Here is an 18,656-nt window from a genome sequence, read left to right as displayed (position 1 = left end):
TCCACCGTACGGCTCCCGGCGGAGGTGATGTGCGGCAATAGGGGAATTGGGGTGACGGGATCGGGGCTGCGCATGATGGGTTCGCATGACCCGCCCGTGCCACGTCCGCGCAGGACAGCCGGGGTGGCGGTGGCCGGCTCAGTCGTCGTGCCCGAGCTGAAGGTCGCGTTCCGTTCGGCCTCCTCCGGCGACCTGGAGCACGGTGGCGACCGGCGGATAGCCCGCGGCGACGACGGTGTACTCGCCGCAGGACAGGTCGACGAACCGGAAGGTGCCGTCGGGGCCGGTGGTGAACGTGTCCCTGACGTTGCCGGCCGGGTCGAGCAGCGTCACGCGCGCGTCCTCGACGGGCCGCCCACCGCCCGCCCGCACGGTGCCGTGCAGGAGGGCGCCGCCGGCGAGTTCGATGTCCTGGCGGGTCTCGCGGGCCACCTGGACGGTGACGGGGACGGCGGCCGGGCGGAAGGCGGGCGAGCTCGCCGCGAGGGTGTACTGGCCGGCCACCAACTCGGTGATGACATAGCCGCCGTCGCTGCCGCTGCGGGTCGTGGCGACGACCTCGCCGTGTACGTCGGTGAGTGTGACGGTGGCATCGACGGGCGTGCCGTCCGGGGTGTGCACGCTCCCGGCGAGGCGTCCGGCGCCGCCGAGGACGATGTCCACCTCGACGGGGTGCTCGCCGACGGTCACGGAGACGGCCTGCGGCTGGTGACCGCCGGCCGCGGCGATCAGCACGTACGTCCCCGAGCCCGGCGTCGCCAGCCCGTACCGCCCGTCCTCGCCGCTCGCGCCGCGCCCGACCTGCTGGCCGGCGACGTCGATGAGCGTGAGCGCCGCGCGCGGTACGCCCGTGGCGTCCGGGTGCTGAACCGTGCCGCGGACGGGGACCCCGGCGGCGTACGGCGAACGGGCCTGCGGGACCTGGCCGTCCACGGGCGCCGTATCCGTCTCCGGGGCCGGGGCGTCGTGGGACGCCAGGGGCTTCTCCTTGAGGAAGAAGGCGATGAGCAGGCCGAGTACGAGCACCGGCACGAGGTAGAGGAAGATCCTCGGCATGGCGTCGGCGTAGGCCCGGATGTAGTCGTCGCGCAGTGCCGGGGGCATGGCGTGGACGAGTTGCGGGGTGATGGACTCGGGGTCGGGCAGCTCGCCGCCCGGGCGCGTGGGCAGGCGTTCGGCGAGGGCGTCGGCGAGTCGGGCGGCGAAGAGGGTGCCGAAGATCGCCGCGCCGACGCTGCCGCCGATCTGCCGGAAGTAGTTGTTGGCGCTGGTGGCGGTGCCGAGGTCGGCGGGGCGTACGGAGTTCTGCACGGCGAGGATCAGGACCGGCATCACCATGCCGATGCCGGCGCCGAGGACGGCCATCCAGATGCTGTAGTGCAGCCGGGGCGTGTCGACCTCGAGGCGGGACAGCAGCCACATGCCGACGGCCGAGAGCGCGCTGCCGAGCACGGGGTAGATCTTGTAGCGGCCGGTGTGGCTGATGAGTTGACCGGCGACGATCGAGGTGCCGACGATGCCGGCCATCATCGGCAGCATCAGCAGGCCCGACTCGGTGGCCGTGGCCCCGTCGACCATCTGCAGGAACGTCGGCAGATAGCTGGCCGCGCCGAACAGCGCGACGCCGATCACGAGGCCGACCAGACCGGTGACGTTGAAGACGGAGTCCCTGAACAGCCGCAGCGGGATGAGGGGTTCGACGGCGAAGTGCTCGACGACGAGGAACAGGACGATGGAGACGACCGCTCCCGCGCCGAGGCCCAGGATGACGCGGGAGTCCCAGGCGTACTCGGTGCCGCCCCAACTGGTCAGCAGAACCAGGCAGGTGGAGGCGGCGGCGAGCAGGAGGGAGCCGAGGATGTCCAGCCGGGCCCTGGTCCGCGGCTTCGGCAGCTTCAGCACGACGGTGACGACGGCCAGGGTGACGAGGCCGAAGGGGACGTTGATGTAGAAGCACCACCGCCAGGAGAGGTGGTCCGTGAAGTAGCCGCCCAGCAGGGGGCCGGCGACCGAGGCGAGGCCGAACGCGGCGCCGATCAGGCCCATGAAGCGGCCGCGCTCCCGGGGCGGCACGATGTCCGCGATGATCGCCTGGACGCCGATCATGAGCCCACCGGCGCCGATGCCCTGGATCGCGCGGTAGGCGATCAGCTGGTCCATGGTCTCGGCCCGGCCCGCGAGCGCGGAGCCGGCGACGAAGACGACGATCGCGAACTGGAAGACGCCCTTGCGGCCGAGGAGATCGCCGAGCTTGCCGTAGATGGGCAGGCCGACGGTGGCGGTGAGCAGGTAGGCGGTGATCGCCCAGGACATCCTGTCCAGGCCGTGCAGTTCACCGACGATCTTCGGCAGCGCGGTGGCGACGATCATCTGCTCCAGCGCGGCCAGCAGCAGCGCGAGCATCAGCCCGAAGAAGACCAACCGCACCCGGCGCGGGCCGAGTTGAGGCTCGACGCCTTGGGGCGGAGCCTGTGGGGGTGGTGCGGTGACGGTTTCGTCCTGCACCAAAGTCATGCCGCTCACGCACCGCTCCCCTCGCCGTACCTGCTCACATTTCCCGCATTAGGCGACAACTACGAGCAAGCACGGCGAGTTACGGGGCCATCCCGGACACGACGGAGATCCACTCGATCCGGTGAGGAGGCCAAGGGCCCCCGGACACCGGGGACTTACTTCTCGACCTCGGCGGCGAGCTTGGTGAGCACCGCGTCGTAGATCCGGCCGAGGCCCTTCGGCGCGAAGGTCTTCTCGAAGAAGCCGCCGATGCCGCCGGCGCCCTGCCAGATGGTGGTGACCACGACCCGGGACTTGCCCTCGCCGGCCGGGGTGACCCGCCAGGTGGTGACCATGGAGGAGTTGCGGTCCTTCTCGACGAGCTCGCCGTCGGTGGGCTCACTGACCTCCAGAAGGCAGTCGCGCACGCGCTTGCTGGTGGCCTGGAGCTTCCAGTGGACGAGGGTGCCCTCGCCGTCGCCGCCCTCGCGCACCTCGTACTCGCTGAAGTGCTCGGAGAGCAGATTCGCGCGCGTGCCGCTGTAGTCGGCGAGGGCGTCGAACACCTTCTCCGCGTCCGCCGCGACGACCCGCTCCGTAGTGGCCTCGACCTGCGCCATTGACTTCCTCCAGGACCAGAATTCTCGGGGGTTGGGGCAAGCCAACCACCCCGCTCCCGGACCGCCCAAATCGGGGTCCCGATCGGCTCCCCGAAGCGATCACACATCGATCGAAAACGAAGCGCGGGATATAGGTCGCACGATCAAGGGAACATGTGTTCTATTCTGGGGTCAGTGCTACCGAGGAGGCCTCATGCGCTGGGAGAACCTCACCCTGGAGTCCGACCACAGCCGGGCCGACTCCGCGCTGTTCGGCGCGGACGCCGTAGTGACCCGCACCTTCGACACGCCCGAATTCGCCGGCATCACGTTCCACGAGATCCGGGCGCGCTCGATCCTCAACCGGGTGCCGGGCGCCTCGCGGATGCCCTTCGAGTGGACGGTCAATCCCTATCGGGGCTGCTCGCACGCGTGCGTGTACTGCTTCGCCCGCAAGACCCACAGCTATCTGGACCTCGACACCGGGCTCGGCTTCGACTCCCAGATCGTGGTCAAGGTCAACGCCCCGGAGCTGCTGCGCCGCCAGCTCTCCTCACGGCGCTGGCAGGGCGAGCACATAGCGATGGGCACGAATGTGGACTGCTACCAGCGTGCCGAGGGCCGCTACCGCCTGATGCCGGGCATCCTCGCCGCCCTGCGCGACCACGCCAACCCCTACTCGATCCTGACGAAGGGCACGCTGATCCTGCGCGACCTCGACCTGCTGAAGCAGTCCTCCGAGGTGACGGACGTCGGCATCTCCGTCTCGGTCGGCTTCACCGACCCCGAGCTGTGGCGCACCGTGGAGCCGGGCACGCCCGCCCCCGAGCGCCGCCTCGACGTCGTACGCACCCTGACCGAGCACGGCCTCGGGTGCGGTGTGCTGATGGCGCCGGTGATTCCCTTCCTGAGCGACCACCCGGCCCAACTGCGCGCGACCGTGCGGGCGATCGCCGCCTCCGGGGCCACTTCCGTCACGCCGCTGGTGCTGCATCTGCGGCCGGGGGCCCGCGAGTGGTTCATGGCCTGGCTCGGCCGGCACCACCCGTATCTGGTCCGCCGTTACGAGCGGCTGTACGCGGACGGTGCCTACGCGCCGAAGTGGTACCAGCGCCGGATCACCCGCCAGGTCCACGAGCTGGCGCAGGAGTACGGCATCGGCCCCGCGCGCGCGGGCATGCCGCGGCGGATCCGTGAGCCGGAGCCGGAGCCCGCCGAGCACACGCGGTCCGAACCGACCCAACTCTCACTCATCTGAGGGCATTGGGGCGCATCCCTCGACCCAATCGGGTCATGTCCCGCCGGAACGAGTTCTTCCGGGCGTCCTTTCCGGGACGAATGCGGCAGGGACCGCGACACTCGCGGTCCGTGCCCCTCCGTCCTGGAAGGACCCCATGAGAGAACGCGCAGCCGTACTGTGCGGCGCCGCCGCCGTCGTGGCCGGGGCCCTGACGGCCGTCCCCGCCGAGGCGAGCCCTCCGTCCACCGCGGACACCGCTCACACCGCCCCCCTCACCTGGAAGAAGTGCGGCACCAAGAAGTACCCGACGCTGCAGTGCGCATCCCTGGAGGTTCCGCTCGACCACTCCCGTCCGCGGGGACGGCAGATCACGCTCGCGCTGTCCCGCATCCCCCACACCGCGAAGAAGTACCAGGGCCCACTTCTGGTCAACCCCGGCGGCCCCGGCGGCAGCGGTCTGACGCTCGCCGGATTCGTGGCCTCCGCGCTGCCCAAGGCGGTGGCGGCACAGTACGACGTCATCGGCTTCGACCCGCGCGGAGTCGGCAAGAGCAAGCCGGCCCTCGACTGCAAGCCCGGCCACTTCGCCGCGGTGCGCCGGGACGCCGTGCCGAGCACGTCGCAGATCGAGCAGGCCAACCTCCTGCGCGCCGAGGCCTTCGCGCGGGCGTGCGGCGAGAAGTACGGGGACGTGCTGCCGTACATCGACACCATCAGCTCCGTGCGGGACATGGACCGCATCCGTACGGCACTCGGCGCGCGGCAGATCAATTACTTCGGTTACTCGTACGGCACCTATCTCGGCGCGGTCTACGCGAAGCTCTTCCCGGAGCGGGTGCGGCGCGCGGCCCTGGACTCGGTCGTCGACCCCACCGGCGTCTGGTACGACGACAACCTCGCGCAGGACCACGCCTTCGACGCCCGACACCGCGCCTTCATGGCTTGGATCGCCAAGCACGACACGACGTACCGGCTCGGCAGGGATCCGGAGAAGGTCGAGGCCAAGTGGTACGCGATGCGGGCGGCTCTGGCCAGGAGGGCGGCCGGCGGCAAGGTGGGCGCCTCCGAGCTGGAGGACACCTACATCCCCGGCGGCTACTACAACGGCTACTGGCCCTACCTCGCCGAGGTTTTCGCGGCGTATGTGAACGGCAAGAACGCCGACCCGTTGGTCGAGGCGTACGAGAAGTTCGGTGCCGCCGACGCGTCCGACGACAACGGCTACAGCATCTACACCTCGGTGCAGTGCCGTGACGCCGCCTGGCCGCGCGACTGGCAGGAGTGGCGGACGGACAACTGGGCCGTGTACGCGAAGGCGCCGTTCATGACCTGGAACAACGCCTGGTACAACGCGCCGTGCGCCTTCTGGCCGACGAGTTCGCTCCCCTCGGTCAGCGTGGCCAACAGCAAGGCGCCGCCGGTGCTGCTGTTCCAGGCGACCGAGGACGCGGCCACCCCGTACGCGGGTGCCGTCACGGTGCACCGGCTGCTGGCCCGCTCCAGTCTGGTGGTCGAGCAGGGCGGCGGTAACCATGGCATCACGCTGGGCGGGAACGCCTGCCTGGACAAGCACCTCGCGGCCTACCTCGCCGACGGCACGGTGCCGCGCGGCCGAGGTGCGGTCGACGCGGTGTGCGAGGCGCAGCCCGACCCGAAGCCGCTGAGCTCCAAGGTCGCCGCCACGTCGTCACGCGGCGCCGAACTGCATGGGCTGCTGGGCTTCCGCCGCTAGCGCCTGACGGCCCGTCGGGGGCGTTGTCAGACCCATGGTCCACCATGGACCTATGAGTGAGCTGACCAGGATTCCCGCCCCCGACGGGGTCGCCCCCGCCGCGCAGTACACGCATGTCGTGCTCGGCACCGGCCGTCTCGTCGCCGTCTCCGGCCAACTCGCCCTGGACGAGGACGGCAAGCTCGTCGGCGAGGGCGACCCGGCGGCCCAGGCACGCCAGGTCTTCGAGAATCTGCGGCGCTGCCTGGCGGCGGCCGGCGCCACCTTCGACGACGTCGTCAAACTCACCTACTTCGTCACGGACATGGCGCACATGCCCGCGATCCGCGCGGCCCGCGCCGAGCACATACCCGACGACCGGCTGCCCGCCGCCTCGGCGGTGCAGGTCGCCGGGCTGGTGCGGCCGGAGTTCCTCATGGAGGTCGAGGCGTTCGCGGTGGTGCCGGGTTAATCGCAGGCGAACCCCGGTGGGCGGTGTCTACGGTGCCGTCATGGACGACGAAGGCATACTGATCCGCCCCATGACCCTGGCCGACTGCGACCGCGTCGCCGAGATCCGCATCGGCGGCTGGCAGAGCGCCTACAAGGGCCTGATGCCGCAGTCCTACCTGGACGCCCTCGACGTCGCGCAGGACGCCGAACGCCGCCGCGCCCACTTCTCGCAGGCCGACGGGACTGTGGTGAACCTGGTCGCCGAGCGGGGCGGCGAGATCGTCGGCTGGGCCTGCCACGGCCCATACCGCGACGGCGAGGCGCGCACCGAGGACGCCGAGTTGTACGCCCTCTACGTGGACCCCGGACGGTACGGCGACGGCATCGGCCACGCCCTGCTCCAGGAATCGGTACGCCGGTGCACGACCGCCGGGCACGCTCGCATGCTGCTCTGGGTCCTCGAGCACAACACCCGTGCCCGGCGCTTCTACGAGCGGGCGGGGTTCCGGGCGGACGGCACCGAGGAGCCGTTCGAGGTGGACGGCACCAAGGTGCCCGAGGTGCGGTACACGCGGGAGCTGGGTGCCGGCTGACGGCCTGCGCGGGTCGCCGCTGACGGCCGCCGCAGGTTGTCGCCCCCTCCGCAGGCCTACCGCTGTCTCGGGATCCGCGCCAGTGCGTGTACCGCCGCCTCCGCGAGTGCCGGGTGGGCCAGCGCCTCGTTCAGCACGCGTCTGGCCCGGGTGTCGCCGAGTGTGCCGAGGCCCTCCACACAGGCGAGGGCCACGCGGCGGTAGGGGTCGTGCGGGCGCAGCCGGCGCTCCAGGGTGGTGATGAGGGCGGGTACGGCCTCGGGGGCGCGCAGCTCGACCAGGAGCCGGACCGGGTGCAGGGCGTAGGCGACGCGGAGTTCGTTGGTGGCGAGCGCGGCCGCCGCGCGGGCCGTGCGTGGGTCGCCGAGCCGGGCCAGGGCGTGGGCGGCGGAGACACAGCGCTCCGGATCGCGGTGGTTGAGCAGCAGGACGAGGGACTCGAAGGCCCGGCGGTCCCCGGCGAGGCCCAGTCGGAACGCGGCCAGCTCCCTGGCCCACAGCGGCTGTCCCGGCGCGGTGAGCACATCGGCGAGTTCGTCGAGGTCCTCGGTCACCACGAGGCGGTCGTACGCGGCCGACGCCCCGGACTCCTGCCGTAAGCGCTCCGTGAGTGATCGCAACTCTTCGTCCATGAAGCCGAGCGTATGCAAGCGGCGCGCCTCGCGGGACCTACATCACAAAGACGAGGTCTGGCGCGCTCGTTACCCACCGGTTAAGCTCATACGAGCGAGTCACCCACTCGCAGATTTGCTTGCAGCGGCCTGGTGACGCAGCCGCCGCGAGTGTTGGTCGGTTCGGTACATCAGGTACCTCAGTACGACTCGGCTCCGGGACAGGGCCGGTCGGATCCGCCGTTCCCCGGGGCGTGTGCGCGCCCCCGGTGATGGCACCGGGCGTGTGCGCCAGTAGCCCGGCAACACCCGCACTCACTCCTTTCCGCACCCGGTGCGCCTCCTCGGCGCACCCGGGCGCGTTTCCAGTCGTCACCCTCATTCCTGGAGTCCCGCGATGGCCACTCCCCTGTCCGACACCGCGTCCGACACCCCTCTGTCCCCGCTCAAGACCGTTGCCGTCGTCGGCCTCGGCACCATGGGCACCGGCATCGCCGAGGTCCTGGCCAAGGCCGGTCGCGAGGTCATCGGCATCGACATCAGCGAGGCCGCTGCCGCCAATGCCGTCGCCGCCCTGGAGACCTCGACCGCCCGTGCCGTGCAGCGCGGCCGGCTGACCGAGGACGAGCGCACGGACGCCCTCGCCCGGGTCCGCACCTTCACCGACCTGCGGGCCGCGGCCGACGCCGACCTGGTCATCGAGGTGGCGCCGGAGTCGTACGAGATCAAGCAGCAGATCTTCCGTGAGCTGGACGGGATCGTGCGCCCCGAGACGATCCTGGCGACCGGAACCAACGCCCTGTCGGTCACGCGCCTGGCGGCCGACTCGTCCCGCCCCGAGCGCGTGCTCGGACTGCACTTCTTCAACCCGGCGCCGGCGATGCGGCTGGTCGAGGTCGTCTCGTCCGTGCTGACCGCACCGACGGCCGTCACCGCGGTCACGAACCTCGCCCTCGACCTCGGCAAGGAGCCCGTCGCGGTCGGCGACCGGCCCGGTTTCGTCGCCGACGGGCTGCTGTTCGGCTACCTCAACCAGGCGGCCGCGATGTACGAGGCGAAGTACGCCTCCCGCGAGGACATCGACGCCGCGATGCGGCTCGGCTGCGGGCTGCCGATGGGCCCGCTGGCCCTGCTCGACCTGATCGGCATCGACACCGCGCGCAGGGTCCTGGAGGCCATGTACGCCGAGTCCAACGACCGGCTGCACGCCCCCGCCCCGATCCTCAAGCAGCTCAGCGAGGCGGGCCTGACGGGCCGTAAGTCGGGCCGCGGCTTCTACACGTACGAGGCGCCGGGCAGCGCCACCGTCGTGCGGGACGCGCTGACTCCGCTGGACGGCGCTGCTCCGACCCCCGGCCGTACGGTCCGGTCCGTCGGTGTCGCGGGCTCCGGAACCATGGCCTCCGGGATCGCCGAGGTCTTCGCCAAGGCCGGGTACGAGGTCGTGCTCGCCGCCCGCAGCGAGGAGAAGGCGCAGGCCGCGAAGGCCCGTATCGGCAAGTCCCTTTCTCGCTCTGTCGACAAGGGGCGGATGACCGCCGAGGCCGCCGCGCAGACCCTGGACCTGATCACCGCGGCGGGTTCGTACGACGCGTTCGCCGACGTCGATCTGGCCGTCGAGGCCGTCGCCGAGGACCTGGAGATCAAGCAGCAGCTGTTCGCCACGCTGGACAAGGTCTGCAAGCCGGGCGCGGTGCTGGCCACCACCACCTCGTCACTGCCCGTCGTCGCCTGCGCCCGCGCCACCTCGCGTCCGCAGGACGTGATCGGCATGCACTTCTTCAACCCGGCGCCGGCGATGAAGCTGGTCGAGGTCGTCCGTACGGTGCTCACGGCCGACGACGTCCACTCCACGGTCCGCGAGGTCTGCGGCAAGATCAAGAAGCACGCCGTGGACTGCGGTGACCGTGCGGGCTTCATCGTGAACGCCCTGCTGTTCCCGTACCTGAACAACGCGATCAAGATGGTGCAGGAGCACTACGCGACGCTCGACGACATCGACGCGGCGATGAAGCTGGGCGGCGGCTACCCGATGGGTCCGTTCGAGCTGCTGGACGTCGTCGGGCTCGATGTCTCCCTCGCGATCGAGAAGGTCCTGCACCGCGAGTTCCGCGACCCCGGCCTCGCTCCGGCGCCGCTCCTGGAGCACCTGGTGGCCGCGGGCTGCCTCGGCCGCAAGACGGGCCGCGGCTTCCGCGACTTGGCCGGGCGCTGCGCGGCCCGGCGAGTGGTTCAGCCGCGGTCTGGTGTGGGGCGGGCTGCTGGACCCCGGCGGCCCGCCCCCGCCCGCCCCGCGGAGCTCTCCCCCAGCCGACCGAAGCAGCTCGCCGCCACCCGCCCGCCCCGGCACTCCCCCGCCTGCCCAGGGCGGGGGAAACCCCGTGCATGCGCATCAAGCTGCGCACATGCAGTACGTTCGGGTCATGCCCCAGCCCGCCAAGTCCTCACGTACACCAGCCACGCCCGACGCGCCGGAAAGTGCCGCAGGCAGTCGCGCGGCCGCCCAACGGCTCAAGATGCGCCGCGAACTGGCGGCAGCGGCGATGGAGCTGTTCGCGACCAAGGGGTACGAGGCGACCACCGTCGACGAGATCGCGGCCGCGGCCGGGGTCGCCCGCCGCACGTTCTTCCGCCACTTCCGCTCCAAGGAAGAGGCGATCTTCCCGGACCACGACGACACCCTGATCCGCGCCGAGGCGGTGCTGAACGCCGCTCCGGCCCATGAGCACCCGCTCGACACGGTGTGCCGCGGCATCAAGGAAGTCATGCGGATGTACGCGGCCCGGCCGGAGATCTCGGTCGCCCGCTACAAGCTCACGCGCGAGGTGCCCACGCTGCGCGAGGCCGAGATCGCGTCGGTGGCCCGCTATGAGCGCCTCTTCACCCGCTACCTCCTCGGCCACTTCGACGAGCACGCGCACGACGACGACGCCAACGACGACCCGCTGCTGGCGGAGGTCGCCGCGTCGGCCGTGGTCACCGCGCACAACCACGTCCTGCGGCGCTGGCTGCGCGCGGGCGGCCAGGGCGACGTGGAGGCACAGCTCGACCACGCCTTCGCGATCGTACGGCGGACCTTCGGGACGGGGATCGGGGCGGGCCGGGAGACCACGCCGCACACGACGCCGGCCTCCGTGGCCGCACAGGGGGAAGTGCTGGTGGCGGTGGCCAGGACCGACGCGCCACTGGACGAGGTAATGCGCACCATCGAGCAGGCGCTGAAGGAGCGGGCCTAGGGCGCAGGCCCGCAGGCCCGGACCCAGGCCGTCGCCGCGTGTCCCTTTAGGGAACCATTTCGCACGCACGTCCGTCCTCCGTATCGAAGCTGGATCTTCATGGTGCGCGACGGAAGTGAGTTGCCATGCAGGCGAACGACCCGACCAAGCTCGAAGCCACGCTGGCCGACGGGCGGCGCATGACCCTGTCCCTCCCCGCGACGGACGCGAAGTGGGCCGCCGACGGCATCAAGGGCCTGCGCGCCGTCCCGCCCACGCACACGGGCCGCGGTGAGGAGCCGCCCGCCCTCCCCGAGGAGCCTGCGCTCCCCCTGCAGGTGGCGCTGCTCGGCCTGGGCGCCTAGCGCCGACGCTGAAGACGTCGGACGGAGCGGCCCGGCGCCAACCGGTCGGTGAAGGTGGTGCTGGCGCTGCTGGGCAAGGGGGTGCGGGTCGCCGGGGCGATGGAGTTCGACCGGGACCCGGGCCGCTTCCGGCAGGGCCGCGCCGGGTGAGCCCGGACGGGCTGCCCCTTATCGGCCCTGTGTCAGGCCGCCCTCGCGTCCTGCTGGCCACCGGCCACAACATGTCGGCCCCGGCGACGGGACGGCTCCTCGGCAGCGACTCGGCCGCCCCGGCGAAGCTGTAGCCCTTCCCCGCAGCCACCTCGATCCGCACCCCCAGCGAGGCGCTCACCTCCCGGCCCCAGACACCCGCGGCGATCACCACCGCGTCCGCGTGACAGGTCCCCGCGCTCGTACAGACCTCGACGCCCGCCGCCCCGCCTTCACCCGCACCTACTCCACCAGCTCGGCCCGCCGCGCCGCAGCCGCTCGGCCGACGTGTCCACGAACTGCCCGGGACCCACGGCCCATTGACGCTCCACCAGGAACCCGGCCCAGGCAGCGGGCCCCAGGGCAGGCTCCGTCTCGGCCAGCGCCACGCCCTGCAGCACCCCCTCCGGCTCGGCGAGCAGCAGGGGACCAACGAACGGGCTGGTGGCGTCGGCGGTGCGGCTGGAACGCGCCCGGTACGCGGCGACCCCGCTGGGCGGGCTGCGCGAGCGCGAGGACTGGACGACGTCGCGGGAGACGCTGATCGCGTGGGTGGAGTGCGGCTTCCAGCTCGTCCGGAGCGCCGAGCGGAACGGGGAGCTGACCCGGGCCTGTCTGGCCGACGCCCTTTAACAACCGATTAACAACCGATTGATACCTACTCACAGGTAGCTTTGATCGATCATCGCTCATTTGTTACGTAAAGATTTCATCTGAGAGCAAGTTCTGGCACCCAGTGCCTTGCCACGTGACACGCGGTGCCATACGTTGAAAGAGTCCGGGCGGCCGGCGTGCAGAGACCTTTCGTACGTCGGCTGTCCCCGCAAACCCCTCCCGGGGTCTGCGCGCCCGGCGCCTGCGTCACAGGCAACCTCCCGCGCCACAAAGCGCTGCCGAACAGCACCACCCGCCGAACCGACGGCACCCACCAAAAACCCTCAGCAGCACCGACGTAACCCTCAGCACCCCTCCCTCAGGGTGCTCACCGCCGGAGGCAACACCGTGACCGTGAAGGACATTCTGGACGCGATCCAGTCGCCGGAATCGACGCCGGCCGACTTCGCCGCTCTGCCGCTCCCCGAGTCGTACCGCGCGATCACCGTGCACAAGGACGAGACGGAGATGTTCGCGGGTCTGGAGACCCGCGACAAGGACCCGCGCAAGTCGATCCACCTCGACGACGTGCCGCTGCCCGAGCTCGGCCCGGGCGAGGCCCTGGTGGCCGTCATGGCCTCCTCGGTCAACTACAACTCGGTGTGGACCTCGATCTTCGAGCCGCTGTCCACCTTCGGGTTCCTGGAGCGCTACGGCCGCACCAGCGAGCTGGCCAAGCGGCACGACCTGCCGTACCACATCATCGGCTCCGACCTCGCGGGCGTCGTCCTGCGCACCGGCCCGGGCGTGAACTCCTGGAATCCCGGTGACGAGGTCGTCGCGCACTGCCTCTCCGTCGAGCTGGAGTCCAGCGACGGTCACAACGACACGATGCTCGACCCCGAGCAGCGGATCTGGGGCTTCGAGACGAACTTCGGCGGCCTCGCCGAGATCGCGCTGGTCAAGTCCAACCAGCTGATGCCGAAGCCCGGCCACCTGAGCTGGGAGGAGGCCGCCGCTCCCGGTCTGGTCAACTCCACCGCCTACCGCCAGCTGGTCTCCCGCAACGGCGCCGGCATGAAGCAGGGCGACAACGTCCTGATCTGGGGCGCGAGCGGCGGACTCGGCTCGTACGCCACGCAGTTCGCGCTGGCCGGCGGCGCCAACCCGATCTGTGTCGTCTCCAGCGACCAGAAGGCGGACATCTGCCGGTCGATGGGCGCCGAGGCGATCATCGACCGCAACGCCGAGGGCTACAAGTTCTGGAAGGACGAGAACACCCAGGACCCGAAGGAGTGGAAGCGCTTCGGCAAGCGCATCCGCGAGCTCACCGGCGGTGAGGACATCGACATCGTCTTCGAGCACCCCGGCCGCGAGACGTTCGGTGCCTCGGTCTACGTCACGCGCAAGGGCGGCACCATCACCACCTGCGCCTCGACCTCGGGCTACATGCACCAGTACGACAACCGCTACCTGTGGATGTCGCTGAAGCGGATCATCGGCTCGCACTTCGCCAACTACCGCGAGGCCTGGGAGGCCAACCGGCTCATCGCGAAGGGCAAGATCCACCCGACGCTGTCGAAGGTCTACTCCCTGGAGGAGACCGGGCAGGCCGCGTTCGACGTGCACCGCAACCTCCACCAGGGCAAGGTCGGCGTCCTGTGCCTCGCCCCCGAGGAGGGCCTCGGCGTGCGCGACGAGGAGATGCGCGCCAAGCACATCGACGCCATCAACCGCTTCCGCAACATCTGATCCGCACCATCTGAGACACCCGAGGTCATAGATGACTGAGCGTCAGCCCGCCGAAGGCGCGCGGGAGAAGGACCGGCCGTGGCTCATGCGCACGTACGCCGGTCACTCCACGGCCGAGGCGTCCAACGAGCTGTACCGGCGCAACCTCGCCAAGGGGCAGACCGGCCTGTCGGTCGCGTTCGACCTGCCGACGCAGACCGGCTACGACTCCGACCACATCCTCGCCCGCGGCGAGGTCGGCCGGGTCGGCGTGCCGATCGCGCACCTCGGTGACATGCGCCGGCTGTTCCAGGACATCCCCCTGGAGCAGATGAACACCTCGATGACGATCAACGCCACCGCCATGTGGCTGCTGGCGCTCTACCAGGTCGTCGCCGAGGAGCAGGGCGCGGACATCACCAAGCTCCAGGGCACGACCCAGAACGACATCGTCAAGGAATACCTGTCGCGGGGAACCCATGTCTTCCCGCCGGGGCCCTCACTCCGGCTGACGACGGACATGATCGCGTACACCGTCTCCCACATCCCGAAGTGGAACCCGATCAACATCTGCAGCTACCACCTGCAGGAGGCGGGCGCCACGCCGGTCCAGGAGATCGCGTACGCGATGTCCACCGCGATCGCGGTTCTCGATGCCGTGCGCGACTCAGGGCAGGTCCCCGCCGAGAAGTTCGGGGACGTCGTGGCCCGTATCTCCTTCTTCGTGAACGCGGGCGTCCGCTTCATCGAGGAGATGTGCAAGATGCGGGCGTTCGGGCGGATCTGGGACAAGGTCACGCGCGAGCGGTACGGCATCGAGAACCCCAAGCAGCGCCGCTTCCGGTACGGCGTCCAGGTCAACTCCCTCGGTCTGACCGAGGCGCAGCCGGAGAACAACGTCCAGCGGATCGTCCTCGAGATGCTGGCCGTGACCCTCTCGAAGGACGCACGCGCGCGTGCCGTGCAGCTGCCCGCCTGGAACGAGGCGCTGGGCCTGCCCCGGCCCTGGGACCAGCAGTGGTCGCTGCGGATCCAGCAGGTGCTGGCGTACGAGAGCGACCTGCTGGAGTACGAGGACATCTTCGAGGGCTCGAAGGTGATCGAGGCGAAGGTGGACGAGCTGGTCGAGGCCTCGCTCGCGGAGATCGACCGCATCCAGGAGATGGGCGGCGCGATGGCCGCCGTCGAGTCCGGCTACCTCAAGTCGCAGCTGGTCGCCTCGCACGCCGAGCGCCGGGGCCGGATCGAGTCCGGCCAGGAGAAGATCATCGGTGTCAACGCCTTCGAGGGCACTGAGCCGAACCCGCTGACCGCCGATCTGGACACGGCGATCCAGACGGTGGACCCGGCCGTCGAGGCCCGGGTGATCGCCGGGCTCCAGAACTGGCGCGACACCCGCTACCAGCCGCCCTTCAACCACCCGCGCCCGTGCAAGGCGCTGGAGAAGCTGAAGGAGGCCGCCAAGGGCACCGGCAACCTCATGGAGGCCACCCTGGAGTGCGCCCGCGCCGGTGTCACGACCGGCGAGTGGGCCGGGGCGCTGCGCGAGGTGTTCGGCGAGTTCCGGGCGCCGACCGGTGTGTCGTCGGCCCCGGTGGCGATCCCCGCCGAGGAGGGCTCGGCCCTGTCGCTGGTCCGCCGCAAGGTCGACCTGACCGCCAAGGACATGGGCGTCGGCAAGCTCCGCTTCCTGGTCGGCAAGCCCGGCCTGGACGGGCACTCCAACGGCGCCGAGCAGATCGCCGTGCGGGCCCGTGACGCCGGCTTCGAGGTCGTCTACCAGGGGATCCGGCTGACGCCCGAGCAGATCGTGGACGCGGCCCTCGCGGAGGACGTGCACGCGGTCGGGCTGTCCATCCTCTCCGGCTCGCACGCCCAGCTCGTGCCGGACGTGCTGGAGCGGCTCCGTGTGGCCGGTGCCACAGATATACCGGTGATCGCCGGTGGCATCATCCCGAATGGTGACGCCGAGCAGCTCAGGGCCGCCGGAGTGGCCGCCGTCTTCACCCCGAAGGACTTCGACATCACCGGAATCATCGGCCGCATCGTCGACGAGATCCGGAAAGCGAACAAGCTCGACCCCCTGGAGGTCCCCGCATGACCACGCCCGCCCCGCAGGTCAACCGCCTTCGCCCGCGGCGCTCCTGCCTCGCCGTGCCGGGAAGCAACCCCCGCTTCCTGGAGAAGGCCCAGGGCCTCCCCGCCGACCAGGTCTTCCTGGACCTGGAGGACGCCTGCGCCCCGCTCGCCAAGCCCGAGGCGCGGCACACCATCGTCAAGTTCCTCAACGAGGGTGACTGGACGGGCAAGACGAGGGTCGTGCGCGTCAACGACTGGACGACCGAGTGGACGTACCGCGATGTCGTCACGGTCGTCGAGGGAGCCGGCCAGAACCTCGACTGCATCATGCTGCCGAAGGTGCAGACCGCCCAGCAGGTCGTCGCCCTCGACCTCCTGCTGACGCAGATCGAGAAGACGATGGGCTTCGAGGTCGGCAAGATCGGCATCGAGGCGCAGATCGAGAACGCCCAGGGCCTGAACAACGTCAACGAGATCGCGACGGCCTCCCAGCGCGTCGAGACGATCATCTTCGGCCCGGCCGACTTCATGGCGTCGATCAACATGAAGTCGCTGGTCGTGGGCGAGCAGCCGCCCGGCTACCCGGCGGACGCCTACCACTACATCCTGATGAAGATCCTGATGGCCGCCCGCGCCAACAACCTCCAGGCGATCGACGGCCCCTACCTGCAGATCCGCAACATCGACGGCTACCGCGAGGTGGCCCAGCGCGCCGCGGCCCTCGGCTTCGACGGCAAGTGGGTGCTGCACCCGGGCCAGGTCGAGGCGTCCAACGAGATCTTCTCGCCGTCTCAGGAGGACTACGACCACGCCGAGCTGATCCTGGACGCGTACGACTACTACACGTCCGAGGCGGGCGGCAAGAAGGGCTCCGCGATGCTCGGCGACGAGATGATCGACGAGGCCAGCCGCAAGATGGCCCTGGTCATCTCCGGCAAGGGACGCGCCGCCGGCATGCAGCGCACCAGCAAGTTCGAGATCCCGGAGGCCTGAGCGCGATGCAGTTCGGACGCACCTACGAGGAGTTCGAGGTCGGGGCGACGTACAAGCACTGGCCGGGCAAGACGGTCACGGAGTACGACGACCACCTGTTCTGTCTCCTGACGATGAACCACCACCCGCTCCACATGGACACCAACTATGCGGAGAAGACGACGGACTTCGGCAAGAACGTCGTCGTCGGGAACTACATCTACTCGCTGCTGCTCGGCATGAGCGTGCCGGACATCTCCGGCAAGGCGATCGCCAACCTGGAGATCGAGTCGCTCAAGCACGTGGCGCCGACCTTCCACGGCGACACGATCTACGGCCAGACGACCGTGCTCGACAAGTGGCCGTCGAAGTCGAAGAACGACCGCGGCATCGTCTACGTCGAGACCAAGGGCTACAAGCAGGACGGCACGCTGGTGTGCGTGTTCCGCCGCAAGGTCATGGTCCCCACCGAGACGTACATCAAGGAGCGCGGCGGCGAGCAGCCCGGCCGCCCCGAGCTCACCGCACCTGCGGAAAAGAAGTCGGAGAAGTAAGCCATGGCCCGTCTCGCCCAGACCGCCGGTCTGACCGACATCCAGCAGGAGATCCTCTCCACCGTCCGCGACTTCGTGGACAAGGAGATCATCCCGGTCGCCACCGAGCTGGAGCACCGCGACGAGTACCCGCAGCAGATCGTCGACGGCCTCAAGGAATTGGGCCTGTTCGGCCTGATGATCCCCGAGGAGTACGGCGGTCTGGGCGAGTCGCTCCTGACGTACGCCCTCTGCGTCGAGGAGATCGCCCGCGGCTGGATGTCGGTCTCCGGCATCATCAACACGCACTTCATCGTGGCGTACATGCTCAAGCAGCACGGCACGCAGGAGCAGAAGGACCACTTCCTGCCGCGCATGGCGGCCGGCGACATCCGCGGCGCCTTCTCGATGTCGGAGCCGGGCCTGGGTTCCGATGTGTCGGCCATCACGTCGAAGGCGGTGAAGGACGGCGAGGAGTACGTCCTGAACGGCCAGAAGATGTGGCTGACGAACGGCGGAACGTCAAGTCTGGTCGCCGTACTCGTCCGAAGTGACGAAGGACACCCCGAGGGCACCGCGCCCCACAAGTCGATGACGACCTTCCTGGTCGAGAAGGAGCCCGGCTTCGGAGAGGTCCGCCCCGGCCTCACCATCCCGGGCAAGATCGACAAGATGGGCTACAAGGGCGTCGACACGACCGAGCTCATCATGGACGGCCTGCGAATTCCGGCCAATCGGGTGCTCGGTGGCGAAACGGGCCGAGGTTTTTACCAGATGATGGACGGCGTCGAGGTCGGGCGCGTCAATGTGGCGGCACGTGGCTGTGGTGTCGCTCAGCGTGCGTTCGAGCTCGGTGTCCAGTACGCCCAGCAGCGGCACACTTTCGGCAAGCCGATCGCCCAGCACCAGGCGATCCAGTTCAAGCTGGCCGAAATGGCTACCAAGGTCGAGGCCGCGCATGCCATGATGGTGAACGCGGCACGCAAAAAGGACTCCGGGGAACGAAACGACCTTGAGGCTGGGATGGCGAAGTACCTCGCCTCCGAGTACTGCAAGGAGGTCGTGGAGGACGCCTTCCGGATCCACGGCGGCTACGGCTTCTCCAAGGAGTACGAGATCGAGCGCCTCTACCGTGAGGCTCCGATGCTGCTTATCGGTGAAGGTACCGCCGAGATCCAGAAAATGATCATCGGTCGCAGGTTGCTCGAAGAGTATCGGTTCCAGGGCTGATTGTCCGCATACGGGGTGTTTTCTTGGAGAAGAAGATCACACCCCGTC

The 18,656-nt window shown here is 69.7% G+C and carries 15 protein-coding genes and 1 pseudogene; 13 read left to right on the top strand and 3 right to left on the bottom strand.

The genetic code is table 11. The features are described from left to right. Nucleotides 1–138: 138 nt before the first annotated feature. Nucleotides 139–2,523 (bottom strand): MFS transporter, encoded by a 2,385-nt coding sequence (locus EHO50_RS29315; protein ID WP_164904974.1) that lies wholly within the window; start codon nucleotides 2,521–2,523, stop codon nucleotides 139–141. Nucleotides 2,524–2,669: 146 nt separating this feature from the next. Beyond that, nucleotides 2,670–3,113, bottom strand: coding sequence for an SRPBCC family protein (locus EHO50_RS29310; RefSeq protein ID WP_128434218.1), 444 nt, complete (start codon nucleotides 3,111–3,113; stop codon nucleotides 2,670–2,672). A 193-nt stretch (nucleotides 3,114–3,306) separates the two neighbouring features. On the opposite strand from EHO50_RS29310, the gene EHO50_RS29305 reads away from it, so the two are divergent. From EHO50_RS29305 to EHO50_RS29290, 4 genes are all read left to right on the top strand, one after another. Further along, on the top strand, nucleotides 3,307–4,350 hold the full coding sequence (locus EHO50_RS29305) for an Rv2578c family radical SAM protein (protein WP_128434217.1): 1,044 nt from the start codon (nucleotides 3,307–3,309) through the stop codon (nucleotides 4,348–4,350). Between the two features lie 136 nt (nucleotides 4,351–4,486). After that, nucleotides 4,487–6,064, top strand: coding sequence for an alpha/beta hydrolase (locus EHO50_RS29300; RefSeq protein WP_128434216.1), 1,578 nt, complete (start codon nucleotides 4,487–4,489; stop codon nucleotides 6,062–6,064). Between the two features lie 52 nt (nucleotides 6,065–6,116). Further along, nucleotides 6,117–6,515 (top strand): RidA family protein, encoded by a 399-nt coding sequence (locus tag EHO50_RS29295; protein WP_128434215.1) that lies wholly within the window; start codon nucleotides 6,117–6,119, stop codon nucleotides 6,513–6,515. Between the two features lie 40 nt (nucleotides 6,516–6,555). Continuing rightward, complete coding sequence (locus EHO50_RS29290) at nucleotides 6,556–7,089, top strand: GNAT family N-acetyltransferase (protein WP_128434214.1); 534 nt, start codon at nucleotides 6,556–6,558, stop codon at nucleotides 7,087–7,089. Between the two features lie 56 nt (nucleotides 7,090–7,145). Here the strand turns inward: EHO50_RS29290 and EHO50_RS29285 are convergent, their stop codons facing one another. Then, complete coding sequence (locus EHO50_RS29285) at nucleotides 7,146–7,721, bottom strand: adenylosuccinate lyase (protein ID WP_128434213.1); 576 nt, start codon at nucleotides 7,719–7,721, stop codon at nucleotides 7,146–7,148. 376 nt (nucleotides 7,722–8,097) lie between these two features. Here EHO50_RS29285 and EHO50_RS29280 point away from each other — a divergent pair. From EHO50_RS29280 to EHO50_RS29240, 9 genes and pseudogenes are all read left to right on the top strand, one after another. Further along, nucleotides 8,098–9,912: pseudogene (locus EHO50_RS29280) on the top strand (3-hydroxyacyl-CoA dehydrogenase family protein); the annotation flags it as partial. Between the two features lie 211 nt (nucleotides 9,913–10,123). Further along, nucleotides 10,124–10,936: a TetR family transcriptional regulator gene (locus EHO50_RS29275; protein WP_181449713.1), complete on the top strand. Its 813-nt coding sequence runs from the start codon at nucleotides 10,124–10,126 to the stop codon at nucleotides 10,934–10,936. A 125-nt stretch (nucleotides 10,937–11,061) separates the two neighbouring features. Continuing rightward, entirely contained in the window at nucleotides 11,062–11,280 is a 219-nt protein-coding gene (locus tag EHO50_RS29270; protein ID WP_062716548.1) for a hypothetical protein, read from the top strand. A gap of 633 nt (nucleotides 11,281–11,913) precedes the next feature. Continuing rightward, nucleotides 11,914–12,102, top strand: coding sequence for a hypothetical protein (locus EHO50_RS29265; RefSeq protein WP_128434212.1), 189 nt, complete (start codon nucleotides 11,914–11,916; stop codon nucleotides 12,100–12,102). Nucleotides 12,103–12,471: 369 nt separating this feature from the next. Then, on the top strand, nucleotides 12,472–13,815 hold the full coding sequence (ccrA, locus tag EHO50_RS29260; RefSeq protein WP_128434211.1) for a crotonyl-CoA carboxylase/reductase: 1,344 nt from the start codon (nucleotides 12,472–12,474) through the stop codon (nucleotides 13,813–13,815). Nucleotides 13,816–13,846: 31 nt separating this feature from the next. Next, on the top strand, nucleotides 13,847–15,895 hold the full coding sequence (locus EHO50_RS29255) for a protein meaA (protein WP_128434210.1): 2,049 nt from the start codon (nucleotides 13,847–13,849) through the stop codon (nucleotides 15,893–15,895). Next, nucleotides 15,892–16,866, top strand: a complete 975-nt coding sequence (locus tag EHO50_RS29250) for an HpcH/HpaI aldolase/citrate lyase family protein (protein WP_128434209.1) — start codon at nucleotides 15,892–15,894, stop codon at nucleotides 16,864–16,866. Before EHO50_RS29255 ends, EHO50_RS29250 begins: the two co-directional genes overlap by 4 nt. A 5-nt stretch (nucleotides 16,867–16,871) precedes the next feature. After that, complete coding sequence (locus EHO50_RS29245; protein ID WP_030936941.1) at nucleotides 16,872–17,399, top strand: MaoC family dehydratase; 528 nt, start codon at nucleotides 16,872–16,874, stop codon at nucleotides 17,397–17,399. Between the two features lie 3 nt (nucleotides 17,400–17,402). Continuing rightward, entirely contained in the window at nucleotides 17,403–18,608 is a 1,206-nt protein-coding gene (locus EHO50_RS29240) for an acyl-CoA dehydrogenase family protein (protein ID WP_128434208.1), read from the top strand. The last annotated feature ends 48 nt before the right edge of the window (nucleotides 18,609–18,656 follow it).

The sequence above is a fragment of the Streptomyces cyaneus genome (assembly GCF_004028635.1).
In the GTDB taxonomy this organism is placed as follows: domain Bacteria; phylum Actinomycetota; class Actinomycetes; order Streptomycetales; family Streptomycetaceae; genus Streptomyces; species Streptomyces cyaneus.
Note: the sequence above shows the minus strand (reverse complement) of the source record. Positions and strands in the feature narration are given on the sequence as shown.